Source organism: Janthinobacterium sp. SUN073, assembly GCF_030397665.1.
Classification (GTDB): domain Bacteria; phylum Pseudomonadota; class Gammaproteobacteria; order Burkholderiales; family Burkholderiaceae_D; genus Janthinobacterium.
In genome coordinates, this window is the sequence record NZ_JAPUBT010000001.1 from 1616577 (window position 1) to 1640904 (window position 24328).

Annotated in this window: 24 protein-coding genes and 1 pseudogene; 7 read left to right on the forward strand and 18 right to left on the reverse strand. The window is 62.4% G+C overall.

Annotated elements, in window-relative coordinates; all coding sequences use genetic code 11:
- Positions 1 to 2: 2 nt before the first annotated feature.
- The 8 genes from O0882_RS07345 to leuS all read right to left on the reverse strand — a co-directional run bounded on the left by O0882_RS07345 (position 3) and on the right by leuS (position 9408).
- On the reverse strand, positions 3 to 1283 hold the full coding sequence (locus tag O0882_RS07345) for a multidrug effflux MFS transporter (RefSeq protein ID WP_289946536.1): 1281 nt from the start codon (positions 1281 to 1283) through the stop codon (positions 3 to 5).
- Positions 1284 to 1434: 151 nt separating this feature from the next.
- Positions 1435 to 2604, reverse strand: a complete 1170-nt coding sequence (locus O0882_RS07350) for a class I SAM-dependent RNA methyltransferase (protein ID WP_141172846.1) — start codon at positions 2602 to 2604, stop codon at positions 1435 to 1437.
- Positions 2605 to 2717: 113 nt separating this feature from the next.
- Complete coding sequence (locus O0882_RS07355) at positions 2718 to 3335, reverse strand: 2-hydroxychromene-2-carboxylate isomerase (protein WP_289946538.1); 618 nt, start codon at positions 3333 to 3335, stop codon at positions 2718 to 2720.
- A gap of 10 nt (positions 3336 to 3345) precedes the next feature.
- Positions 3346 to 3783 (reverse strand): CopD family protein, encoded by a 438-nt coding sequence (locus O0882_RS07360; RefSeq protein WP_289946540.1) that lies wholly within the window; start codon positions 3781 to 3783, stop codon positions 3346 to 3348.
- A 70-nt stretch (positions 3784 to 3853) separates the two neighbouring features.
- Positions 3854 to 5125 (reverse strand): glutamate-5-semialdehyde dehydrogenase, encoded by a 1272-nt coding sequence (locus O0882_RS07365; protein ID WP_289946542.1) that lies wholly within the window; start codon positions 5123 to 5125, stop codon positions 3854 to 3856.
- Positions 5126 to 5148: 23 nt separating this feature from the next.
- Entirely contained in the window at positions 5149 to 6165 is a 1017-nt protein-coding gene (gene holA, locus O0882_RS07370) for a DNA polymerase III subunit delta (RefSeq protein ID WP_092802781.1), read from the reverse strand.
- A gap of 10 nt (positions 6166 to 6175) precedes the next feature.
- Positions 6176 to 6766, reverse strand: coding sequence for an LPS assembly lipoprotein LptE (gene lptE / locus O0882_RS07375; RefSeq protein ID WP_289946545.1), 591 nt, complete (start codon positions 6764 to 6766; stop codon positions 6176 to 6178).
- Positions 6767 to 6768: 2 nt separating this feature from the next.
- A complete protein-coding gene (leuS, locus tag O0882_RS07380; protein ID WP_289946547.1) occupies positions 6769 to 9408 on the reverse strand; it encodes a leucine--tRNA ligase in 2640 nt (879 codons plus the stop codon).
- Positions 9409 to 9540: 132 nt separating this feature from the next.
- Here leuS and O0882_RS07385 point away from each other — a divergent pair, with 132 nt between their 5' ends.
- The gene (locus O0882_RS07385) at positions 9541 to 10329 is read left to right on the forward strand and encodes a helix-turn-helix domain-containing protein (RefSeq protein WP_289946550.1); all 789 of its coding nucleotides are present in this window, start codon (positions 9541 to 9543) and stop codon (positions 10327 to 10329) included.
- 76 nt (positions 10330 to 10405) lie between these two features.
- Positions 10406 to 10771, forward strand: coding sequence for a VOC family protein (locus O0882_RS07390; protein WP_289946552.1), 366 nt, complete (start codon positions 10406 to 10408; stop codon positions 10769 to 10771).
- On the opposite strand, the gene O0882_RS07395 is transcribed toward O0882_RS07390, so the two are convergent.
- Positions 10768 to 11673 (reverse strand): LysR substrate-binding domain-containing protein, encoded by a 906-nt coding sequence (locus O0882_RS07395; RefSeq protein ID WP_289946554.1) that lies wholly within the window; start codon positions 11671 to 11673, stop codon positions 10768 to 10770. The genes O0882_RS07390 and O0882_RS07395 overlap by 4 nt on opposite strands.
- A gap of 159 nt (positions 11674 to 11832) precedes the next feature.
- Between O0882_RS07395 and O0882_RS07400 the strand changes: the two genes are divergently transcribed.
- Positions 11833 to 13014, forward strand: a complete 1182-nt coding sequence (locus O0882_RS07400; RefSeq protein WP_096238083.1) for an acyl-CoA dehydrogenase — start codon at positions 11833 to 11835, stop codon at positions 13012 to 13014.
- Positions 13014 to 14261 carry a CaiB/BaiF CoA-transferase family protein gene (locus tag O0882_RS07405; RefSeq protein ID WP_289946557.1) on the forward strand — a complete coding sequence of 416 codons (1248 nt, stop codon included), beginning with the start codon at positions 13014 to 13016 and terminating at the stop codon, positions 14259 to 14261. Before O0882_RS07400 ends, O0882_RS07405 begins: the two co-directional genes overlap by 1 nt.
- Positions 14262 to 14340: 79 nt before the next feature.
- Here O0882_RS07405 and O0882_RS07410 read toward each other — a convergent pair whose 3' ends face one another.
- The 3 genes from O0882_RS07410 to O0882_RS07420 are packed head-to-tail and all read right to left on the reverse strand — an operon-like array spanning position 14341 to position 16140.
- Entirely contained in the window at positions 14341 to 14667 is a 327-nt protein-coding gene (locus O0882_RS07410) for a barstar family protein (protein WP_289946559.1), read from the reverse strand.
- 8 nt (positions 14668 to 14675) lie between these two features.
- Positions 14676 to 15485, reverse strand: a complete 810-nt coding sequence (dapB, locus tag O0882_RS07415; protein WP_092711959.1) for a 4-hydroxy-tetrahydrodipicolinate reductase — start codon at positions 15483 to 15485, stop codon at positions 14676 to 14678.
- Between the two features lie 19 nt (positions 15486 to 15504).
- Positions 15505 to 16140: an outer membrane protein assembly factor BamE gene (locus tag O0882_RS07420; RefSeq protein WP_354670254.1), complete on the reverse strand. Its 636-nt coding sequence runs from the start codon at positions 16138 to 16140 to the stop codon at positions 15505 to 15507.
- Between the two features lie 195 nt (positions 16141 to 16335).
- Here O0882_RS07420 and fur point away from each other — a divergent pair, with 195 nt between their 5' ends.
- Positions 16336 to 16767, forward strand: coding sequence for a ferric iron uptake transcriptional regulator (gene fur / locus O0882_RS07425; RefSeq protein ID WP_099761922.1), 432 nt, complete (start codon positions 16336 to 16338; stop codon positions 16765 to 16767).
- A 48-nt stretch (positions 16768 to 16815) separates the two neighbouring features.
- On the opposite strand, the gene hrcA is transcribed toward fur, so the two are convergent.
- Positions 16816 to 17832 carry a heat-inducible transcriptional repressor HrcA gene (gene hrcA, locus O0882_RS07430; RefSeq protein WP_289946566.1) on the reverse strand — a complete coding sequence of 339 codons (1017 nt, stop codon included), beginning with the start codon at positions 17830 to 17832 and terminating at the stop codon, positions 16816 to 16818.
- 117 nt (positions 17833 to 17949) lie between these two features.
- Complete coding sequence (locus O0882_RS07435; protein ID WP_289946567.1) at positions 17950 to 18675, reverse strand: HAD family hydrolase; 726 nt, start codon at positions 18673 to 18675, stop codon at positions 17950 to 17952.
- A gap of 244 nt (positions 18676 to 18919) precedes the next feature.
- Between O0882_RS07435 and O0882_RS07440 the strand changes: the two genes are divergently transcribed.
- The gene (locus O0882_RS07440) at positions 18920 to 19519 is read left to right on the forward strand and encodes a hypothetical protein (protein WP_289946569.1); all 600 of its coding nucleotides are present in this window, start codon (positions 18920 to 18922) and stop codon (positions 19517 to 19519) included.
- Between the two features lie 36 nt (positions 19520 to 19555).
- On the forward strand, positions 19556 to 20140 hold the full coding sequence (locus O0882_RS07445; RefSeq protein WP_289946571.1) for a hypothetical protein: 585 nt from the start codon (positions 19556 to 19558) through the stop codon (positions 20138 to 20140).
- Between the two features lie 187 nt (positions 20141 to 20327).
- Here O0882_RS07445 and mmsB read toward each other — a convergent pair.
- From mmsB to O0882_RS07465, 4 genes and pseudogenes are all read right to left on the reverse strand, one after another.
- Positions 20328 to 21236 (reverse strand): annotated as a pseudogene (gene mmsB / locus O0882_RS07450) (3-hydroxyisobutyrate dehydrogenase); the annotation flags it as partial.
- Between the two features lie 17 nt (positions 21237 to 21253).
- Positions 21254 to 22384 carry an enoyl-CoA hydratase/isomerase family protein gene (locus tag O0882_RS07455; RefSeq protein WP_289946573.1) on the reverse strand — a complete coding sequence of 377 codons (1131 nt, stop codon included), beginning with the start codon at positions 22382 to 22384 and terminating at the stop codon, positions 21254 to 21256.
- Positions 22377 to 23162 (reverse strand): enoyl-CoA hydratase, encoded by a 786-nt coding sequence (locus tag O0882_RS07460; RefSeq protein WP_099761916.1) that lies wholly within the window; start codon positions 23160 to 23162, stop codon positions 22377 to 22379. Before O0882_RS07460 ends, O0882_RS07455 begins: the two co-directional genes overlap by 8 nt.
- Positions 23159 to 24319: an acyl-CoA dehydrogenase family protein gene (locus O0882_RS07465; RefSeq protein ID WP_289946574.1), complete on the reverse strand. Its 1161-nt coding sequence runs from the start codon at positions 24317 to 24319 to the stop codon at positions 23159 to 23161. Before O0882_RS07465 ends, O0882_RS07460 begins: the two co-directional genes overlap by 4 nt.
- Between the last annotated feature and the right edge of the window lie 9 nt (positions 24320 to 24328).

Consider the following 24328-nt stretch of genomic DNA (forward strand, 5'->3'; position numbering starts at 1 on the left):
ACTTATGCCTTGAAGGAACCCAGCAAACGGTGGCGAAAGCGCCGCGAGATCATCCACAGCGTCAGCGCCAGAGCTGTAAATGCCAGCTGGCCCGAGGCCAGCCACAGCACTGAACCGGACAGCAGGGGCGAGATCACGCCGGCCACCACGGCACCGAGCAAGGTGCTGGCGAACGACTGGCACGAGGCGACAGTGCCGCGGATATGCGGGAACAGGTCCAGCGCCAGCAGGGTCGCGCCCGGCCCCACCAGCGACATGCCGAAGGTGTAGAAGAACAGGGGAAGCACCGACCAGGGCAGCGATGGTGGCAGGAACAGGTGGTACACGACATTGACGCTGGCAGCGCACAGCAGGAAGGCAAAGCCGATGCCGATCTGGCGCGCGAACGTGACCTTGCCGGCGATGCGGTTGGCCGCCAGGGCGCCCATGAAAATCCCGCTCACGCAAGGAATGAACAGCCAGGCGAATTGCGATGGCCCCAGGCCCAGCTGCTTGGGCAGCATTTCCGGCGCGGCCGTGATGAACAGGAACAGGCCCGCGAAATTGAGGGCGACGATGCCGGCCTTGATGTGGAACAGGGGCGAGCGCAGGATCTGGCCATAGCTCGATGCCAGGAAACGGGGATTGAAGGGCTGGCGCTTTTCCATCGGCAGGGTTTCGGGCAGGCGCCAGTAGCAGAACGCCAGCAGCACCACCGTGTAAAAGGCAAGGAACAGGAAAATCGAGCGCCAGTCGAACCAGATGACGATCCAGCCGCCCAGAATCGGCGCGACGGCGGGGGCGATGGAAAAGATCATCGTCACCAGCGACAGCAGCCGCGCCGCCGCCGCATCGGCATACAGGTCGCGGATGATGGCGCGGCTGATCACCACGCCGGCACCGGCCGAGACACCCTGCAGGATGCGGAAGAACCATAAATAATGCACCGTGTGCGCCGAAGCGCAACCGAGCGAGCCGATGGCAAACATCAGCAGCGATACCAGCACCACGTTGCGCCGGCCAAAGGTGTCCGAGATCGCGCCATGCCACAGCACCATGCCGGCAAAGGCCAGCATGTAGAACGTCAGCGACTGCTGCACTTCCAGCGGCGACGCCTGCAGCGAACCCTGGATCGCGCCAAAGGCGGGCAGATAGGTGTCGATCGACAAAGGCCCCAGCATCGACAGGCCCGCCAGCAGCATGGCCAGCGCACCGCGACTCAGCGGCGCCATGTGGCTCGGGGTGGGAGGCGGAACGGGCGTGACCGGGTCGGGCGGCACACTCGCCGGAGGGATGGGAAACATGGCGGATCCAGGGTGACACATCCGGCTTTCTCAGCTGCCAAAATATCTGAGAAAACCGTAGCGAGCGGAAGTGAATTGTGGCCGAGAGCGCAACCGTACTTTAGTACGGTGAGCACCGCAGGCCGCAAGTCACGACGCGCAGTAGGTTTAATCAGATATTTTTAGGTTTTGCTTCTTCGCGGCGGTTGTAACCTGCCACCATATCGAAGCGGAACAGACGGCATTCCAGCGCGCCGTTGAAGAAAGGCGTCTTGCGCGCTTCTTTCAGGCGCAGCAGCTTGGGCAGGCCCAGGTCGGCCGTGAAGAGGAACACCGTCCAGCCGGCGAAGCGCTGCTTCAGGGTCGTGCCCATGGCCGAATAGAAGGAGGTCGACAATTCGTCTTCCGGGATGGTGCTGTCGCCGCGCACGCCGATACGCTCGCCGTACGGCGGGTTGGTCAGCATGATGCCCGGTACGTCGCTTGGCGGCTTGACTTCCTGCGCCTCGATCTGTTTCAGGGGCACGTCGAAACGCACGCCGGCGCAACGCAGGTTATGGCGCGTCATGGCCACCATATCGCCCGAGATGTCGCTGCCGAAAATCGTCGGTTCGGCTGGCAGCGGATTGACCTTGATGGCGTTTTTCATGGCATTCCACGGCGCCGGATCGAAGTCGTGGAAGTTTTCAAAGGCGAACTGGCGCGTGGCGCCGGGCGGAATGCCCTGCAGCATCTGCGCCGCTTCGGCCAAGATGGTGCCGGAACCGCACATCGGGTCGAACAGCACCATGCCCGGCTTCCAGCCCGACACGCGCAACAGGCCGGCGGCCAGGTTTTCGCGCAGCGGCGCGTCGCCCGTCTCTTCGCGCCAGCCGCGCTTGAACAGGGCTTCGCCCGAAGTGTCGAGGTAGACGGTAAACGTGTGCGCGTCGAGGAAGCCGACGATACGCATGTCCGGTGTCTTGGTGTTAACCGATGGACGCTCGTTGAACTGGTCGCGGAAGCGGTCGCAGATCGCATCCTTGATTTTCAATGTCGTGAATTCCAGGCTGCGCAGCGGCGATTTCACGGCCGTGACGTCGACGCGGATCGTGTGGTGCACGCCGAACCAGTCTTCCCAGGCTTGCGCCAGGGTCAGGTCATAAATATCGTTTTCCGTCTTGTAGCCGGAATGGGCCATGCGCATCAGCACGCGCGAAGCGATGCGCGAATGCAGGTTAATACGGTAGGAGTCCAGCAGGTCGCCCGAGCAATGTACGCCGCCCGGTACCTGGTTGTGGACCTTCATGGTCGAACTATCCTGGGCGATCTCGCCCAGTTCCTCGGCCAGCGCCGCTTCCATGCCGCGCGGGCATGGGCAAAAATATGAAGCCATGGTGTACCTTTTATCCGTTGAAAAACAATTAACTAAAAATCTCAAAACTTGTCGGATTACGCGCGCAGCACTAATCCGACCTACAACGTCTCCAGCGCCCGCTCGACAAAATCGAGGCGGTCCTGGCCCCAGTACCCTTCGCCATCGACGATGTACCACGGCGAGCCGAAGACGCTGGCGGCCGTTGCCGCATCCGTATTGGCATCGTATTCGGCCTGCACGCTGGCCGTTTCCGACGTTTTCAGCAACTGGCGGCCTTCAAAGCCCGCATCGACGGCGATCTGCACCAGGGTTTCCTCGTCGCCGATGTTGCGCTCTTCGGCCCACAGGCCGCGCATGATGGCGTGCGCCAGGTTCAGCGATGCTTCCACGCCGTGCGCCAGGCGCGTGGCGATGATCAGCTTGGCCGACGCTTCCGGCGAGACGGGGAAGAACTTTGGCTGCAAGGTCAATGGCACTTGCAAAAAGGCCGACCAGCGCGCCAGTTCGGCCAGGCGATACGCCTGGCGCTGCGGTGCGCGCTTGGCCAGCGGCAGGCCGCCCGAGACGCTGAAGACCTTGCCCAGGTCGAAAGGGCGAATGTCGATCTGGGCGCCCGTCTTCGCGGCGATGGCCATCAGGCGCGCGTGACCCAGGTAGGTCCATGGCGAGTGGGGCGCGAAGAAATACTGCACGACTTTGCTCTGGCTTGCGCTCATCTCGATTCCCTTAGAAAGGCTTGACCACGACCAGCACGACGACGGCCAGCAGCATCAGCACCGGCACTTCATTGAACCAGCGGAACCAGGTGTGGCTGCGCTTGTTGACGCCTTTTTCGAACTTGCGCAGGATGGCGCCGCAGGCATGGTGGTAGCCGAGCAGCAGCACCACAAATGTCAATTTGGCATGCATCCAGCCCGGAATCTTCATGCGGCCCTCGCCGCCGCCGTACAGCATCCACAGCAGCACCAGGCCCAATACCATCGCCGGCAACGCCAGCAGGGACATGAAGCGGTACAGCTTGCGCGCCATCAGCAACAGTCGCTCGGTGGCCACCGTTTCCGTCTCCATCGCCAGGTTCACAAAAATACGCGGCAAATAAAACAGGCCGGCAAACCAGGACATGACGAAGATGATGTGGAAGGCTTTGGTCCAGAGAAAGAGCATGGGGTTCCCAGTGTCAGAGGTGGAGAAAAATGCGAGCGCGGGCCGCCTTGTGGGCAACCCGCGAAAGAGACTATTTGCGGACCTCGCCGTGGCCAAAGACCACGTACTTGAGCGATGTCAGGCCTTCCAGTCCCACCGGGCCACGCGCGTGCAGCTTGTCGTTCGAGATGCCGATCTCGGCGCCCAGGCCATACTCGAAGCCATCGGCAAAACGCGTCGACGCGTTCACCATCACCGAGGCGGAATCGACTTCGCGCAGGAAGCGCAGCGCATCGCTGTAGTCTTCCGTGATGATGGACTCCGTGTGCTTGGACGAATACCGGTTGATGTGGTCCATCGCTTCATCGATGCCGTCGACAATCCTGATCGACAGGATCGCCGCCAGGTACTCGGTGGACCAGTCTTCCTCGGTGGCCGGCACCAGGTGCGGATAAGCGGCGGCGGCCAGGATCGCATGGCTTTCCGGATCGGCACGCAGTTCCACCTGCTTGGTCAGGTACAGTTCGGCCAGCTGCGGAAGCACGGTAGCGGCGATGGCGCGCGACACCAGCAGGGTTTCCATGGTGTTGCAGGTGCCGTAACGGTGGCACTTCGCGTTGAAGCCGATATCGATCGCTTTCCTGATGTCGGCCTTGGCGTCGATGTATACGTGGCAGATGCCATCGAGGTGCTTGATCATCGGCACGGTGGCCTCGGCCATCAGGCGCGCGATCAGGCCCTTGCCACCGCGCGGCACGATGACGTCGACGTATTGCGGCATGGTGATGAGGGCGCCGACGGCGGCGCGGTCGGTGGTGTCGACCACTTGCACGGCATCGGCCGGAAGACCTGCCCCCAGCAAGCCCTCGGCCACCAGCTTGGCCAGCGCGCGGTTGCAGTGTATCGCTTCCGAGCCGCCGCGCAAGATCGTCGCGTTGCCGCTCTTGATGCACAGGCCGGCCGCGTCCACCGTCACGTTCGGACGCGCTTCATAGATGATGCCGATGACGCCCAGCGGCACGCGCATCTGCCCCACCTGGATGCCCGTCGGGCGGAATTTCATGTTCGAGATCTCGCCGATCGGGTCGGCCAGCGCGACGATTTGCGTCAAGCCTTCGACCATGGTGGCAATGGCGGCGTCGGACAGGGTCAGACGGTCCAGCATGGCCGGTGCCAGGCCGGCGGCGGCAGCCGCATCGAGGTCGCGCTGGTTGGCCGCGCGCAGCAGGTCCGCGTCGCGCACGATGGCGGCGGCGATCAGGGTCAGGGCGCGGTTGCGCGTGGCGCTGTCGGCACGCGCCATGGCGCGCGAAGCGGCGCGCGCGCGCGTGCCCACGTCCTGCATATATTCTGTGATGTCCATGCTCGTATCCATATAGTTAAAAACTAGCCTCGGGCGATCTTCAGGCCCAGCTGCAGCATGGCATCCCAGGCATCGCCTGCATATCCCTTGGCGCGCAAGCCCTTGATCATCTTGTCCACCTGCGCCGCCTGCTGCAGCGCCGCTTCCAGCACGGGCAGCGAGATGCGCCGCAGGGCCGGTTCCATCATCCGCTCGCGCGGTCCCCAGATGCGGTATTCCTTCAGCAGCGCGCCCAATGGGCGCCCTTGTGCCATGCCGGCCTTCAATTTTAACAGCGTGCGGATTTCCTCGGAGACGGCCCATAACACCAGCGGCAGCGCCTCGCCCTCGCCTTTCAAGCCTTCGAGCATGCGCACCAGGCGCGCCGGATCGCCGGCCAGCATGGCTTCGGACAGCTTGAAGACATCGTAGCGGGCCACGTTCAGCACCGCGTCCTGCACTTGCTCATACGTCAGCTTGCCCGCCGCGTGCAGCAAGCCCAGTTTCTGGATTTCCTGGTGCGCCGCCAGCAAATTGCCCTCCACCCGTTCGGCGATGAAGTCGATGCTGGCGCGCTCCGCGCTCTGGCCCTGCGCGGCCAGGCGCTGCGATATCCAGGCCGGCAACTGCGCCCGTTCCACATTCGGAATCTCGATATACACGGCCGCCTGCTGCAGGCTGGCGACCCAGGCCGCCTTCTGCGTGGCCCAGTCCAGCTTGGGCAAGGTGATCAGGGTCAGGTTGTCGGGACTGAGGTTTTTCGCGTAGCTTTGCAGCGCCGCCCCGCCATCCTTGCCCGGCTTGCCGGTGGGGATGCGCAGCTCGATCAGTTTTTTATCGCCGAACAGCGACAGCTCCTGGTTCGCCGCCAGCAGTTCGCCCCACTTGAAGCTGCGCTCCACCGTCAGTACGTCGCGCTCGGAGTAGCCCTGCGCACGCGCCGCGCGACGGATCTTGTCGGCCGCTTCCAGCGCCAGCAAGTGTTCGTCGCTGGTGATCACATAGAGCTGCGCCAGCGGCTTGGCCACATGCCCGTCGAGCGCGTCTATCCGCAATTGCATGGCGTCCCCGTTACTGCTGCGGGGCTGCCGGCGCGACCGGCGTCACTGGCGCCACTGACATGGCCGGCAACACCGGCTTGATGGCGGCCAGGCGGCGCATGATCTGCTGCACCAGGTCGTTGCGCATGTCGCGGTACAGCGCCGCCTCCTCGCTTTCCTTGGCCAGTACCTGCGACTCGTCGAAGGTAATCGGGCGCACCAGACTGATGGTCGTCGGTGCCAGCAACTGGTTGCCGGCCTTGTCCACGACACGGAAATTGATCGAATAGCCGAGTTGATACTCTTGTACGCGGCCATTTTTGTTCAGCGACAAAATGGTCTTGGTACGATTCCTCTCCGGGTCGCTGAGCACTTCAAGGACAGCGTCGGCGCCATCCTTGGTGCTCACCACCTCCGTGCTGCCGATGGCGCGGATATAGCGCTTCAGGCCAATCGCCAGCGGCGATGTCTCGGGCAAGCCGATGTACATCGTCGCGAACGGCAGCATGAAACTGCCGTTCGATCCGCGCAAATGAAAGCCGCAGGCCGACAGCAGAACGGTCAGACCCAAAGCCAGCACAGCGCGGCGGCCCAACAGCGATACTTGAGAGGAAGTCGTCATGATTACACCACGATGCTGATTAACTTGCCTGGCACGACGATGATCTTCTTCGGCGTGGTTTCGACGTACTTTTGCACACTTTCGCACGCCAGCGCGGCCGCTTCGATACTGGCCTTGTCCGCATCCTTGGACACCGTGATCGAGCCGCGCAGCTTGCCGTTCACCTGGATCATCATCTCGATCTCGGACTGCTCCAGCGCTTGCGGGTCGACCTGCGGCCAGGCGACGTTCAGCAGGTCGCCGTGCACGCCGGCGTAGCCCAGTTCCTGCCACAGCACGTGGGTGATGTGCGGCGCGACAGGATTGAGCAGGCGCAGGAAGATGGAGAAGCCTTCGGCGATCAGCGCCTTCGACTGCGCGCTATCGTCCAGCTTGGCCGATTCCAGCGTATTGAGCATCTTCATGCAGGCCGACACCACGGTGTTGTACTGGATGCGCTTCAAGTCGTAATCGGCTTGCTGCAGCAGCTTGTGCAATTCGCGGCGCAGGTTTTTCTGCGCGTCGCCCGTGGCCGGTGCGGCGCCGCCAGCCAGCGCGGCTTGAATCGTGGCTGACTGGGCGTAGCCGAAGTTCCACACGCGGCGCAGGAAGCGGTTCGCGCCTTCAACACCGCTGCCCGACCATTCCAGCGTCTGTTCCGGCGGCGAGGCGAACATGGTAAACAGACGGGCCGTATCGGCGCCGTACTGCTCGATCTGCGCTTGCGGGTCGATGCCGTTGTTCTTCGACTTCGACATTTTTTCCGTGCCGCCGATTTCCACCGGCTGGCCATCGGCCACCAGGATGGCGCTTTGCGGACGGCCCTTGTCATCGAGCGACAGGCGCACGTCGTCCGGGTTGAACCAGGTGGTCTTGCCCACCGCGTCCTTGCGATAATATGTTTCGTTGAGCACCATGCCTTGCGTCAGCAGATTGACGAACGGCTCGTCGAACTTGACCAGGCCGAAGTCGCGCATGATCTTGGTCCAGAAGCGCGCGTACAGCAAGTGCATGACGGCGTGTTCGATGCCGCCGATGTACTGGTCCATCGGCATCCAGTAGTCGTTGCGCGCGTCGACCATGGCATCGTTCGAGCCTGGCGAGGTATAGCGCATGTAGTACCACGACGAATCGACGAAGGTATCCATGGTGTCCGTCTCGCGGCGCGCCGGCTTGCCGCACTGCGGGCAATCGCACTGCAGGAAAGCTTCATATTTGTTCAGCGGGTTGCCCGTGCCGTCCGGCACGCAGTCTTCCGGCAGCACCACCGGCAAATCTTTTTCCGGCACCGGCACCACGCCGCAGTCAAAGCAATGGATCATCGGGATCGGCGTGCCCCAGTAGCGCTGGCGCGAAATGCCCCAGTCGCGCAGGCGGAAGGTGGTTTTCTTTTCGCCCAGGCCCAGGTCTGCCAGGTCGGCGGCCACCGCATCGACGGCGGAAGCGAAATGCAGGCCGTCGTATTTGCCGGAGGCGACACAGACGCCGTCCTTGCTGCCATACGATTCCAGCCAGGCATCCGTCGAAAATTCCTGGCCCTTGACTTCGATGACTTGCTTGATCGGCAGATTGTATTTCTTGGCAAAGCCGAAATCGCGTTCATCATGCGCCGGCACGCCCATCACGGCGCCATCGCCGTAGGTCATCAGGACGTAATTGCCGACCCATACTTCCACTTGCGCGCCCGTCAACGGATGGGTGACGAACAGGCCGGTCGGCATGCCCTTCTTCTCCATCGTCGCCATGTCCGCTTCGATGACGGATCCGAGTTTACATTCGGCGTTGAAGGCGGCCAGCGCGGGATTGCTTTGCGCGGCGTGGAGGGCCAGCGGGTGCTCGGCGGCCACGGCGCAGAAGGTCACGCCCATGACGGTGTCAGGGCGGGTGGTAAACACATACAGCTTGCCGTCGCCGATCAGGGCGCCTTCGGCATCCTTGATGGCATGCGGGAAAGCGAAGCGCACGCCCGTCGACTTGCCGATCCAGTTGGTCTGCATGGTGCGCACGCGCTCGGGCCAGCCCGGCAGCTTGTCGTCCACATACGCCAGCAACTCTTCCGCGTAATCGGTGATGCGCGCGTAATACATGGGGATTTCGCGCTTTTCGATCAGCGCGCCGGAACGCCAGCCGCGGCCATCGACCACTTGCTCATTGGCCAGCACGGTCTGGTCGATCGGATCCCAGTTCACGGTACCGGTCTTCTTGTAGATGATGCCTTTTTCCAGCATCTTCAGGAACATCCACTGGTTCCATTTGTAGTATTCGGGCTTGCAGGCGGTCATTTCGCGCGACCAGTCGATGGCCAGGCCCATCGATTCCATCTGCTGCTTCATGTGGGCGATGTTCGAATACGTCCATTGTGCGGGCGGCACGTTGTTGGCCATGGCCGCGTTTTCCGCCGGCATGCCGAACGCATCCCAGCCCATCGGCATGAGCACGTTGTAGCCGTTCATGCGCAGGTAGCGGTACATCACGTCATTGATCGTATAGTTGCGCACGTGACCCATGTGCAGCTTGCCCGAAGGGTAAGGCAGCATCGAGCAGGCAAAATACTTGCCTTTTGGGAAACGCGGGTCGTGTTCGACGGCTTTGTAGGCGTCGATCGCCTTCCAGTGCGATTGGGCGGCTTGTTCGACGTCGGCGGGACTATATTTATCTTGCATGATGTGCGGCCAATAGTGGATATGAACCGAGCATTATACTGGTTGTCGCCGCCCGATAGCGCGGCGCGCTGGCGGCCCGGCCTGGCAAATTTTGGCCGGCGCACAATTATGCTGTGTAATATATGGGCAATCTTGTTCTTTGCATCAAAGCCGGCCATGATCGTCTACCAGGAATATCTGCCCATTCCCGCCCTGCGGCCCTGGCTGGACTGCGTCTGGACCTGCCGCGTGCAGACGGGCGCCACACCCGTCACGCACCAGGTCTTGCCCGACAATTGCATCGACATCCTGTGCCAGGACCAGCAGGATGCCAGCTTTGCCGTGGGCATGATGACGGCGCCGATTGCCGTCGCCAGTCTGGGCCTGGTGCAGACGGTGGCGGCCCGCTTCAAGCCGGGCGCGGCGGCGCGCTTCTTCCAGCTGCCCCTGTGCGAACTGAGCGATGGCCGCACGGGACTGCGGCAACTGTGGGGCCGCGAGCTGGCGGCACGCCTGGGTGACGCGCTGTGGAGCGAGCCCTTGTCGAATGCGCAAAGAGTTTCTGTTTTGCAAGATTATCTGCTGCTGCGCCTGCGCAGCGCGCCGCCACTGCACCAGGCCGGCGCGGCCGAACATGCCATCGCGGCCATCGAACGCGCATCCGGCCAGGTGCGCGTGGAGGGACTGGCCGCGCAATTGGGCGTGTCGCGCCAGCACCTGGCGCTGCAATTTCGCCAGCACGTCGGCATCAGCCCGAAATTGTTTGCCCGTATCTGCCGTTTTCGCGCTGCCAGCGCCGGCATGCAAAGCCTGGCGGGGCAGCCGGACTGGGCACAAGTGGCCTTGCAATTCGGTTATTTCGACCAGTCGCACCTGATCCGCGACTTCCAGGATTTCGCGCACAGCTCGCCCGAGGCGTGGTTCATGCGCCGCCACCATTGAAACCTTCCATTTTTACAATCACGCGGCGCGCGCCGGTGGCATGATGGCGTTATTCTTCATTCACCAGGAGCAGAACATGATCAAGGGTTTACGCACCGTCACCTATCCCGTCCCCGACCTGGGCAAGGCCAAAGCCTGGTACAGCCAGGTATTTAACACGGCGCCGTATTTCGACCAGCCGTTTTATGTGGGTTTTGCCATTGGCGGCTTCGAACTTGGGCTGATGCCGGGCGGCGAGCCAGGCACGCAAGGCAGCGTGACGTACTGGGGCGTGGACGGCATCGAGCAGGAAGTCGAGCGCATCGTCGCGCTGGGCGGCACCCTGCACCATCCGATCACGGACGTGGGCGACGGCATCCGCACGGTGGAATTGCTCGACCCGTTCGGCAACCAGATCGGCCTCATCGACAATCCCCACTTCGATACCGCCAAGGTCGTCTAGGCCGCCTCGTCTTGCAGCCATAAGCGGAACTGCTGCAAGGCCGTTTTTTCATGCGCCGTTTCGGGTGTGATCAGGTAATACGCGCGCTGGCCGCGCAGTGGGCGCTCGCAGACGATGCGCAGTTCGCCACGCGCCAGTTCCGCTTCGACCAGCATGCGTGGCAGCAGGACTGTCCCTTGCCCCTGCACGGCCGCCATGGCCAGCATGGAAAACAGTTCGTAGCGGGCGCCGTAGTGCGCCCCATCGCGCCCCTCTCCTTCGACCTGCATGGCATCAAACCACTGGCGCCAGGCGCCCGGGCGCGTACTTTGTTGCAGCAAGGTCAGTTCCAATACATCCTGCGGCTGCCAGTCGCTGCGCGCCGCCAGCAGGCGGGGGCTGGCGACGGGCACGATTTCTTCGTGCATGAGCAAGGTGGCGCGCGTGCCGGGCCAGCGCGCCAGTTGCTCGGGCGTGCCCGCGTACAGGGCGCCGTCGTATTCCGTATCGGCAAACATGAACGGTTTTGTATACGCGTCGATATGCACGACGATGTCGGGGTGCAGCCCTGCCAGCGAGCTCAGGCGCGGCATCAGCCAGCGCGTGGCAAACGTGGGCACGGAAGCGAGCTGCAATACCCCGCCGCCGCCCTGGCGCGCCATGGTGTCGAGCGTGTCGCGCTCCAGGCCATCGAGGCGTGCCGCGATCTGGCGCGCATACGCGGCGCCGGCGCTGGTCAGCAACACGCCATGGCGCGTGCGCTGAAACAGTTGCACACCAAGAAAGCTTTCCAGTGAAGATATCTGCCGCGAGACGGCGCTTTGGGTCAGCGACAGTTCGCGCGCCGCGTGCGTGTAGCTCTGGTGGCGCGCGGCCGCCTCGAAACAATTGAGCGCCTGCAGCATCGGGATTTTGCGTGACATGGGGTATCCGGCGGGTAAAAGAACCCTAGTATGCCGCAAGATATGCGCAAAACGCATGTCTGGGTGCGAAAAAATCGTTTGCGCAAGGCTAGGCAAGAACCTACCATGAGCCATATTCAATCTTGCGCCGATCACCGGCGCTCACCTGCGAGGCCTGTGATGAGCAAAACCGTATTCGACTGGAATTCCCCCCTGCTGCTGGAAGAACAACTGACGGGCGATGAGCGCGCCGTGCTGGAAGCGGCCCGCGACTATTGCCAGGGCAGCCTGGTGCCGCGCGTCCTCGAATCGTTCCGCCATGGCCGCACGGACGCGGCCATCTTCCGCGAAATGGGAGAATTGGGCTTGCTGGGCACGACCATTCCCGAAGAATACGGCGGCGCCGGCCTGAACTATGTCTGCTACGGCCTGGCCGCGCGCGAAGTCGAGCGCGTCGATTCGGGCTACCGCTCGATGATGAGCGTGCAATCGTCGCTGGTGATGGTGCCGATCCATGCCTTCGGCAACGAAGAAACGAAACAGAAATACCTGCCGAAACTAGCGACGGGCGAATTCATCGGCTGCTTCGGCCTGACGGAACCGAACCACGGCTCCGACCCGGGCAGCATGGTCACCCGTGCGCGCAAGGTGCCGGGCGGCTACAGCCTGTCCGGCGCCAAGATGTGGATCACCAACAGCCCGATTGCCGACGTGTTCGTCGTCTGGGCCAAGGATGATGAAGGCGCGATCCGCGGCTTCGTGCTGGAAAAAGGCTGGAAGGGTTTGTCGGCGCCGGAAATCCACGGCAAGGTCGGCTTGCGCACCAGCATCACCGGTGAAATCGTCATGGATGAAGTGTTTTGCCCGGAAGAAAACGCTTTCCCCGACGTGCGCGGCCTGAAGGGTCCATTTACTTGCCTGAACAGCGCCCGCTACGGCATCGCCTGGGGCGCGCTGGGCGCGGCGGAAGATTGCTACCTGAAGGCACGCCAGTACACGATGGACCGCCAGCAATTCGGCCGTCCACTGGCCGCGAACCAGCTGGTGCAAAAGAAACTGGCGGATATGCTGACGGAAATCACCATGGGCTTGCAGGGCTGTTTGCGCCTGGGCCGCATGAAGGATGAGGGTTCGCCCGCCGTGGAAATCACCTCTATCATGAAACGCAACAGCTGCGGCAAGGCGCTCGATATCGCCCGCGTGGCGCGCGATATGATGGGCGGCAATGGCATTTCCGATGAGTTCGGCGTGATCCGCCACCTGGTCAACCTGGAAGTGGTCAACACCTATGAAGGCACGCACGATGTGCACGCGCTGATCATCGGCCGCGCGATCACCGGCATCGCCGCCTTCAACAACTGATGGGCGCCTTGGCTTCCACCCTGCGGCCCTCACCGCTGACCGGTTTGCGCGTGCTCGACCTGTCGCGCGTGCTGGCCGGCCCGTGGGCCGGGCAGATGCTGGCCGACCTCGGCGCCGACGTGGTCAAGGTTGAACAGCCGGGCCGCGGCGACGACACGCGCTCCTGGGGTCCGCCGTATCTGAAAGATGCAGACGGCCGCGACACCGCCGAGGCCGCCTATTTCCAGTGCGCCAACCGCAACAAGCGCTCCTTGTGCATCGACCTGGCCGCGCCTGAAGGCCAGGCGCTGGTGCGCCAGCTGGCCGCCGAAGCGGATGTCTTGCTGGAAAATTTCAAGCTGGACGGCTTGAAGCAATATGGCCTCGATGCGGCCAGTTTGCTGGCACTCAATCCGCGCCTCGTGTACTGCTCCATCACGGGCTTCGGCCAGGACGGGCCGTACGCGGCGCGCGCCGGCTATGACTTTTTGATCCAGGGCATGGGCGGCTTGATGAGCATCACGGGCGTGCCCGATGGCCAGCCGGGCGCCGGGCCACAAAAAGTGGGCGTGGCGCAAACGGACATCATGACGGGCCTGTACGCCACCATCGCCGTGCAGGCGGCGCTGGCCGAGCGCGAGCGCTCGGGCCTGGGCCAGCATATCGACCTGGCCCTGCTCGACGTGCAAGTGGCGGCGCTGGGCAACCAGGCAGCGAATTACTTATGCGGCGGCAAGGTGCCGCAGCGCATGGGCAATGCGCATCCGAACATCGTGCCGTATCAAGACTTCCCGACAGCCGATGGCGACATGATTCTGGCGATCGGCAACGATGGGCAATTTTCGCGCTTTTGCGCCGTCGCCGGCCACCCGGAATGGGCACAGGACGAGCGTTTCATGAGCAATCCGCAGCGCGTGGCAAACCGGGCGATTCTGATTCCCTTGATGCGCCAGACCACGGTCATGCGCACGACGGCCGAGTGGATCAGCGCGTTCGAGGCGCAAGCCGTGCCGTGCGGTCCCGTCAACCGCATCGACCAGGTATTTGCCGATCCGCAAGTGATCGCGCGTGGCTTGAAAGTGGAGATGCCGCATCCGACGGCAGGCACGGTGGCGCTGGTGGCCAATCCCGTGCGCCTGTCCGGCTCGCCCGTGCAATACCGCTTGCCGCCGCCGTTGCTGGGACAGCATACGCAGGAAGTGCTGCAGCAGTGGCTGGGCCTCGATGGCAGCCAGATCGACGGTTTGCGCGAACGCAAGGTGGTGTAACTCACCCCAACGGCGGAACGGCTGGGGTCGGACCCTGAGGGTCCGACCCCGGTATTTCGCCGTTGGGTTGATACGACAATTATTTCAGGGTCAACTTCAACGCCGGCTTTTCACCATAATCTTCATAGCGCTCATTGATGCCGGCGATACAGAAGGTGATTTCTTCCAGCAAGTCCGGCGCCTGCGCCTTCATTGCCTCCGCATCCTGCACGACGATTTCCAGCACTTCGTTCGGTTTCAAACGGAACTGCGTCATGTTTTCGTCGTCACGCAGATAACTGAGGCAATCGACCCAGGCATCCATGCTGTTGCCGTAGAACGCGGGGAAACCGAAGGCTGGCACGCATTGCGCGTGAAAGCTCGCTTCGTCGGTGATGTCTTTTCCATTCAGGATGGCAGTGGCCATGATCTTCCTCAGTTCTTCAGCGACAGCACGTCCTGCATGTCGAACAGGCCGGTCGGCTTGTCGGCCAGGAAACGCGCGGCGCGCAGGGCGCCGTGGGCGTAGGTGACGCGGCTGCTCGACTTGTGGCTGATCTCGATGCGCTCGCCGATGCCGGCAAACAGCACCGTATGGTCGCCGACGATATCGCCGCCGCGGATGGTGGCAAAGCCGATGGTCGACGGATCGCGTTCGCCCGTCACGCCTTCGCGGCCGTACACGGCGCATTCCTTCAGGTCGCGGCCCAGGGCGCCGGCCACTACTTCACCCATTTGCAGGGCGGTGCCAGATGGCGCGTCGACCTTGTGGCGGTGGTGCGCTTCGATGATTTCAATGTCATAGCCTTCGGACAGGCTTTTCGCCGCCAGTTCCAGCAACTTCATGGTGACATTCACGCCCACGCTCATGTTCGGCGCGAACATGATGGCCGTCTTTTCGGCGGCGGCGGCAATGGCCGCCTTGCCCGCGTCATCGAAGCCGGTGGTGCCGATGATCATCTTGATGCCATGCTCGGCGCAGTACGCCAGGTGCTGCAAGGTGCCTTCGGGACGCGTGAAGTCGATCAGGTAATCGGCGCCGGCCAGGCCGGTGGCCAGGTCGGACTCGATCAGCACGCCGGCAGGCTTGCCCAGAAAGGCGGCGGCGTCCTGGCCGACGGACGGCGAGCCAGCGCGGTCGAGCGCACCGGCCAGCACGGCGTCGGGCGCGTTGCTGACGGCTTCGATCAGGATATGGCCCATGCGGCCGCTGGCGCCAGCGATGGCGATTTTCAGTTCAGTCATTTTATTCTCTTACAGCAACTTATTTGGTGGGTTCGGCAGTGGGTGCAGGCTCGGCGGCAGGGATCGTTGCAGGTGCGGGTGCAACGTCAGGCTTGCTCACGGGAATGGCAGGCGCGGCATCGGCCGGCACGGGCACGGCGCTCGGCGCCACGGGCGACGGCATGGCGGCGGCAGGCACGTCGGCCTTGGCGACCTTGGCGAACGGCGACGGACCGGCGATGCGGTCGATGTACTCTTTCTCCGTCGGCAAGTTGCCGCCTTCGAAACGGGCCACTTTGCCTTCTTTATCAAAGAACACAACCACGCGGCTGCTGGTGGTTTCGCCACTGCCCCGTGCCAGGCGGAATGGGTAATCCCAGCGGTCGGCATGGAAGATATCGGTCAGCAGGGAAGTGCCGAGGACGAAACGCACCTGATCGCGCGTCATGCCCACTTTCAACTGGGCCAGCATCTCTTCGGAGACAAAGTTGCCTTGTTGAATGTCAGGACGATACGGCGAGAAAAACCACATGAATTTTTGCAGCGGCGTCACCGTGGTGGTCTGCGCACCTTTTTCCGGAACGACTTCCTGGCCTTCCTTGAGCGTCACCGCTGGCTTTTCGCCAAGGATGCCGCGGCTGGCGCAGCCGGACATGACCAGCGCGACACAGACCATGCCTGCCACGACTGGTGCTCGAAATGAAATACGGTGCCAGAGAGATGGCAATACAGCCGGTGTTACGCGCATAAATGACCTCAATTGGATGAACAAAACGCCAGGAGTGACCGGCCTGCCAAAAAATGCATATTTTGGCACTCCCCGACAAAACGCTATATGATAAAGCACCTGACCCACATATGAGCAACAAACATGAGTAACAATCCTAGTGATCTCAAGGCAAGCGGCCTGAAAGCCACCCTGCCACGCCTGAAGATACTCGATATCTTCCAGAGTAGCCCGGTACGCCACCTGACAGCGGAAGACGTCTATAAAATTCTGCTGGCCGACAATATGGATGTCGGTTTGGCAACTGTCTACCGTGTCCTGACGCAGTTTGAACAGGCAGGCTTGCTCAACCGCAACCATTTTGAAACCGGCAAGGCAATTTTCGAACTCAACGAAGGTTCCCACCACGACCATCTGGTGTGCCTCGACTGTGGCCGGGTCGAAGAATTCTTCGACGAAGAGATCGAAATCCGCCAGCAAAAAGTGGCTGAAGAGCGCGGCTTCAAGATCGCCGAACACGCCTTGGCCATCTACGGCAACTGCATCAAGACGGCTTGCCCGCATAAAACCGCCTGACGCTTGCCGGCCGCTCCCACGGGGCGGCTGGCACGGCATGGAGCGGCATCAATGATGGCTGAGTGCGCTCGACAGTAATTTAGCCGTAATATCGACGATCGGAATGACGCGCTCGTAAGCCATGCGCGTCGGTCCGATCACTCCCAACGTTCCCACGATCTTGCCGTTGACCTCATACGGCGCCGTCACCACGCTCATCTCATCCATCGGCACCAGGTTCGATTCGCCGCCGATGAAAATCTGCACGCCCGTCGCCTTGCTCGACACGTCGAGCAGCTGCATCAAGCCCGTCTTTTGCTCGAACATGTCGAACATCTGGCGCAGCGAATGCATATTCGATGACAGATCGCTCACGCTGAGCAAGTTGCGTTCGCCGGAGATCACCATGTCGTCGCTATGGTCGGCCATCGCTTCGCTGCCCGCTTCCACGGCCGCCTGCATCAGGCTGCCCATGTCATCGCGCAGCTGGCGCAGTTCGCCCTGCAGGCGCACGCGTACGGCGTCGAATGACAGGCCGCCATAGTTCTGGTTGATGTAATTGGCCGATTGCACCAGTTGTGTCGGCGTATAGTCAGCCTCCGTCAGCAATAAACGGTTCTGCACGTCACCGCCGGGGGCAACGATGACGAGCAGGATGCGCTTTTCGGACAGGCGCAGGAATTCGATTTGCTGGAACACGGATTCGCGGCGCGGACTGAGCACGACGCCGGCAAACTGCGACAGCGACGACAGCATCTGCGCCGCGTTGGCGATGGTTTTTTGCGGCTGCGGCGTCTGCAGACGCATGCGCGATTCCACCATATGCTCGTCCAGGTGCCGGACGGTCAGCAAGGTGTCGACAAAGATGCGGTAGCCGCGCGGCGTGGGGATGCGTCCGGCCGATGTGTGCGGACTGGACACATAACCGAGTTCTTCCAGGTCGGCCATGATGTTGCGGATCGTGGCCGGCGACAGGTCCAGGCCTGAAATTTTCGACAGGGCGCGCGAACCGACCGGCAGGCCGTCGGCGATATATCGCTCGACCAGGGCTTTCAGCAGTGTTTGGGCACGTGTATCGAGTTGCATGGTGTCTTAGGTAAGCAAATATTCTTTAAACAAGCATATTGTTAATCAAGCGGCAACAACAGCGGCCGAACGTGCAGTAACAGCACCTATTATGCACGTTCGCCCGACCAGCGGCGATCAATCTTCCAGCTGGCCTTGCAGCCACAGCAGCAATTCATCAAAGTTGGCGCAAATGGCGTCGGGCTGCACGCCGGCGGCCAGGTGGGCATCGCTGCCCTTGCGGTTCATCCATACGGCACGCATGCCCGCGCCTTGCGCTCCCGTCACGTCGAAATACAGGTCGTCGCCCACATACACGGCTTCATGCGGGGCCACTTCCAGCGCGGCGCAGGCGGCCAGGAAGATGCTGGCATCGGGCTTGGCCACGCCAAAGTCGCTGGCGGCGATCGATACCTTGAAATGCTGCGCCAGGCCGATAATTTCAAGGTCCGCATTGCCATTCGAGATCGAGCCGAGCAGCATGCGCTGGCGCATCCAGGCCAGGCCAGGCAAGACGTCATCATACGGCTGGACGCGGTTGCGCGCGGCCAGGAAGTGCGCGATGGCCTGCTCGACCAAGGCGGCATCCTCGCCAGCGGTCTCGAAGGCGGCCAGCAGGCCAGCGCGACGCAACTCGATCAAATTGCCATGAAAATGCGGTTGCGCATTGAGCATGGCCAGACGGTGCTGGCGCAGCACCTCGATGGAAAATTGCTGCGCCACCCTGGGCGCATGCGCGGCCAGCCAGTCGTGCAACAGGGTTTCGGCGGCGGCAATCACGGGCGCGATGGGCCACAAGGTATCGTCAAGATCGAACAGGATGGCCTTGGGTGGCACGGCGGGTTTTACAGGGGCAAGGGACATGGGACTCACGGTGGTTGCTGCGCCACGATGCGCAGGCTGCATGTATTGTCGCACTGATCGCCGCAGCAGGCATGGCTGCGCCCCCGTGAAATGGGGCCGGGCCAGCGCTTCCCGGCGAAAAATTGTTACAGGGTGATACAAGGCAAGATCATTCGGCTTGCCAGATAGACTAAAATAGGCGCCATTCCAATGCGGCGCCAGCGTCCGCGTTGCGCTACCCAACCTAATTCGTTTTGGAGAATGTATGAAAAATTTGTACCTGCGCTCGATGCTGGCGGCGGCTTGCGCCGTCACACTGGCAGCTTGCGGCGGCAGCGGCGGCAACCTGTATCTGAGTGGCCAAGTCTCCAATCTGGCAAAAGAGGGACTGATTCTGCTGAATGATGGCGAACGCTTGTCCGTTCCTGCGGGCCAGTCCTCCTTTGTTTTCACCAAGCTGGTCAAGACCGATGACCGCTACGATATCACCATCGCGCAGCAGCCAAAGGGCGCCGTTTGCAGCATTACCAACGGCAGCGGCAAGGCAACAAGCTATTCCGCGAGCACGGCCGTGGTGAGCTGCCAGACCAATACCTACCCGCTGAGCGGCACGATCACGGGCCTGACCGCTGGCGGCTTGCGCCTGGTGATGGGCCCTAACGGCACCAGCCCCCTGGCTAACACCGGCTCCTACAAATTCGATGCGGTAGCTGACGGCGCCCCATACGGCATTTCCATACTGACTCAGCCGACGGGCCTGAAGTGCCGTTTCCAGGGCTCCACCAGTGCCGATGGCAGCGATACGGTCGGCACGATGGGCTCTGCCCCCACGACCGCGGCCACACTCGACTGCACGCCGCAGTAATCCTTGCGATCCGTCACCTATTTTTTGGAGAAATACATGAAGTTATCCTGCTTGCGCCCACTCGCCGCGCTGCTGCTGACCCTGGGACTGGCCGCTTGCGGTGGCAAGGCCTCGTATGATGTCAGCGGCTCCATCAGCAACTTGAACAACAATGGCCTGATCCTGGCCAACGGCGGGGAGGAACTCCCGATTCCAGCCGGCCAGACCTCGTTTACCTTTAAAAAACGCATCGACTATGGCACCGACTACAACATCACCTTCAAGCAACAACCGGCCCATATGACTTGCGGCATCAATGGTGGCTCCGGTTCGGCTGGCCATTACATCAACATCAGCGCCGCTGTTTTTTGCTCACAAAACACGTATAGCGTGGGCGGCACGATTTCCGGCCTGACAGTAGAAGGCTTGGTGTTGATTAACGGCAGTACAACCACCACGGTGGCCAAGGATGCCACGAGCTTTACCTTGAACGGCCCTGTCGCCGATGGCGCCACCTATAACGTCACCGTCTCCCCCACCCAGCCGAAAGGCCTGTTGTGCGTCGTACAGCCAGGCACAGGCGTCGGCACGATGGGCGAAGCGAATGTGACGACAGTGAAGATCGCCTGTAATCCGGTCTGAGTTGTGGGAACGGTAGCCGCCATGCGGCTACCTGGAAGAGATATCACCAAAACATATAGTTGATATTCTAAAGATAAATTGGAGTTATATGTGGCGATGCAGCATAATGCATCTGTCTCCTCCAACTCTTCCAAGAATTGGATTTAGCCCGCTTTTACCAGCGGGCTTTTTTTTGCCCAAAAATTCCTCAGACAGTCTTGTTCAAGCCCGGCTGCAGCATGTGCACGATGCTGGAGAAATCCTGCTGCGCATAACCGGCTTGCGCATGCATCTGGTACAGCTGGCGCACCAGGCCACCCAGTGGCGTGGGCGCGTTTGCCGACAGGGCCGACTGCTGCGCCAGGCCCAGGTCTTTCAGCATCAGCGCCGTGCCGAAGCCGCCCGTGTAATTGCGCGACGCGGGCGTACCGTCCATGACGCCGGGCCACGGGTTGTACACTTCCAGGGTCCAGTTGCGGCCCGAACTCTTGGCCATGATGTCGGACAGCACTTTCGGATCGAGGCCATGCGCCACGCCCAGGTTCAGCGCCTCGGCCGTACCGGCCATCAAAATACCCAGCAGCATGTTGTTGCAAATCTTTGCCACCTGGCCTGCGCCGGCCTCGCCCGCATGGAAAATGTTCTTGCCCATCTTTTCCAGCAAGGGCCGCGCCTGCTGCAAGGCCGCTACGCTACCACCGACGATGAAGGTGAGGGTGCCGGCCGCCGCGCCCGCCGTGCCGCCCGAGACGGGCGCATCGATCATGGCAAAACCCCGCTCGCTGGCTGCCTGCGCCACCTGGCGCGCCACATCGGCGGCGATAGTGCTGCAATCGATAAACAGGGCGCCGGGCTTGGCCGAATCGAGCACGCCCCCTGCGCCCAGGTACAGTTCCTGCACGTGCTTGTTGGCTGGCAGCATGGTGATGACGGCATCGGCCGTCTGCACGGCCGCGCTGGCGGATGCGGCCGCCGTGGCGCCTGCTTCGACCAGCGACGCCACTGCCGCTGGTGCCAGGTCGAACACGGAGACGTGGAAGCCAGCGGCCACCAGATTGCGGGCCATCGGTGCACCCATGTTGCCCAGGCCGATAAAAGCGATATGTTGCATTTTTAGAGTCTCCTGTTGTTCTTTTAATGCAGGTCGCGCAAAGGATGGCTATCCCATGGCGCCGTGAAATATTCATTGAGATACGCTGCGCTGACGTCGGCCAGGCTGGCTGGCTGCCATTGCGGCGCGTTGTCCTTGTCGATCAGCAAGGCGCGCACGCCTTCGCTGAAGTCCCCATGGGCGCAGCATTGCACGGCAACGATCAGTTCCAGCTGGAACACTTGCGCCAGACTCAGATGCCACGTGCGTTCGCGCATGGCCCAGACCAAAGCAGCCGAGCTGGGTGCGCCCTTGTGCAGCGAGTGGGCCGCCTTTTGCAGCCAGGCCGAGTCGCCGTCATACGCGGCAATGGCGGCCACCACTTCGGGCAGAGTGGGCGCTTGCGTCAAGGCGGCGATGGCGTCGAAATTGGCGCGCACTTCGGAGACGGGCAGCATGGATGCCGGAGCCGAGAAGCCGCGCAGCAAACGGCTCAGCTGCTGATGGTTTGCGGGCGCATCCACTTGCCATTGCGCCAGCGCCAGCGCGTCGAGCACCATGGCGCGCTCTTCCTGGCGCAGGAAATAATCACCCAGGCCCGCGAACAGGGCGTCGGCCGCGTTCATCGGTGCGCCCGTCAAGCCCAGGAACAGGCCGCTGCGTCCCGGCATGCGGCCCAGGAACCAGCTGCCGCCCACGTCGGGGAACAGGCCGATCGTGATTTCCGGCATGGCGATGCGCGTGCTTTCCGTCACCACCTTGTGGCTGGCGCCCGCCATCAGACCCAGGCCGCCACCCATGACGATGCCGCCGCCCCACACCAGCAGCGGCTTTGCATAGGTATGGATGCGGTGGTCGAGCCGGTATTCCTCGGCAAAGAAGGCCAGCGCCTGCGGATTCGGCACGACACCGGGCTGCTCGGCGACTGCCGAACGCAGACTGCGCACATCGCCGCCCGCGCAAAAGGCCTTGTCGGTCGACGATTGCAGCACCACGCAGGCGATGGCGTCGTCACCGGCCCAGCGCACCAGAGCGCCATCGATGGCGCGTATCATCTCCAGGGTCAGCGCGTGCAAGGACTTCGGTGCGTCGAGGGTGATGACGCCCAGCTTCATGCCGCCGGGACAGTCGCGCTCCTCGAGCTTCACGGTCTCAATATTGACGGTTTCAGCCATTCTTCCACTCCGCCGGACGTTTTTCCAGGAACGCTTGCACGCCCTCTTTCTGGTCTTGCGTATCGAACAAGCCCAGGAACAGGGTGCGCTCATCGGGCAGGGAATTGACCAGCGGATGGCTGCGCGCGCCCTGGATCAGGGTCTTGCATGCCGTCACGCTGCTGGGGCTCTGGCGCGCCACCTTGGCGGCCAGTGCCAGCGCCGTGGCGGCAGCCTTGCCGGTTGGCACGACTTCCTCGACGAGGCCGATGGCCAGGGCCTTGGCCGCATCGACACGCTCGCCGCACAAAATCATGCGCTTGGCCCAGCCTTCGCCCACCAGCCACGGCAAGTGCTGTGTGCCGCCCGCGCATGGCAGCAAGCCGACGGACGCTTCCGGCAAGGCCATCTGCGCATGTTCTTCGGCAATACGGATGTCGCAAGCGAGCGCGCATTCGAGCCCGCCGCCCATGGCATAGCCATTGATGGCGGCGATGCTGACGCCGCGAAACGCGGACAGCGCCTCGAAGGCCTCGCCAAACGCGGCGGCCATGGCGAACGCCGTGTCCTTGTTACCATCGGCAAACACCTTTAAATCCGCACCGGCCGAGAAGAACTTGGCGCCACCGCCCGTGATCACCAGCGCATACACGTCCGGATCGGCATTCAGGTCGGCCACCAGCTGCGTCAGCGCGTTCAGGCTGGCCAGGGTCCACGTGTGGGCGGGCGGGTTGTCGAGGGTCACCAGGGCCGTATGGCCGCGGCGTTCCAGCAACAGGTTGGTATACACTTTAGTCATCGTAAGGTCTCCGTGGCGCCATCTTTCAAAATCGCTCGCGCGACGATCAGGCGCATGATTTCATTCGTCCCTTCCAGGATCTGGTGTACGCGCGTGTCGCGCACGTGGCGCTCAAGCGGGTACTCGCGGATATAGCCGTAGCCGCCGTGCAATTGCAGCGCATCGTTGGCCACATTAAAACCCACATCCGTGGCGAAACGTTTTGCCATGGCGCAATACGCGGTGGCGTCCGGGCTTTCCTGGTCCAGTTTCCAGGCCGCCAGGCGCACCATCTGGCGCGCCGCCACCAGTTCCGTCAGCATGTCGGCCAGCTTGAATTGCAGGGCCTGGAACTGGGCCAGCTCGCGGCCGAACTGCGTGCGCTCCTTCATGTACGCCTGCGCCCGCGTCAGGGCAGCCTGCGCCGTGCCCACCGAGCACACGGCAATATTGATGCGCCCGCCATCGATGCCCTTCATGGCGATGGCAAAGCCTTCGCCTTCCGCGCCCAGCAAGTTAGCAACAGGCACTTTCACCTGGTCAAAGCTGATGATGCGCGTGGGCTGGCTGTTCCAGCCCATCTTTTCTTCTTTCTTGCCATATACGATGCCGGGCAAATTCGCCGGCACGGCAAACGCGGAAATGCCGGCCGCACCTTCGCCGCCGGTTCTCGCCATGACGATCAGCATGTCCGTCTGGCCCGCGCCGGAAATGAAGGCCTTCGTGCCGTCGAGCACGTAGAAATCGCCATCCTTGACGGCTTTCGTGCGCAAGGACGCCGCGTCGGAACCCGACTGCGGTTCGGTCAGGCAATAGCTGGCCAGCTTCTGGCCGGCGGCCAGGGCCGGCACCCACTCGTCGCACAGGGCTTCCTGCCCCCAGCGCGACAGCATCCAGGTGGCCATGTTGTGAATCGTGATGTAGGCCGTGGTGGAGGTGCAGCCGCCGGCCAGCTCCTCGAAGACGATGGCCGCATCCTGGCGCGACAGGCCCAGGCCGCCCCAGCGCTGCGGCGTGTACAGGCCGCAAAAGCCCATCTCGCCCGCCTTGGCAATCGTTTCCACCGGGAAGATCGATTCCGCATCCCAATGCGCCGCGTGCGGCGCCAGTTCGCCTTCGGAAAACGCGCGCGCCGCCTGCTGGAACTCGCGCTGCTCGTCGCTCAATTCAAAGTCCATGCCAGCTCC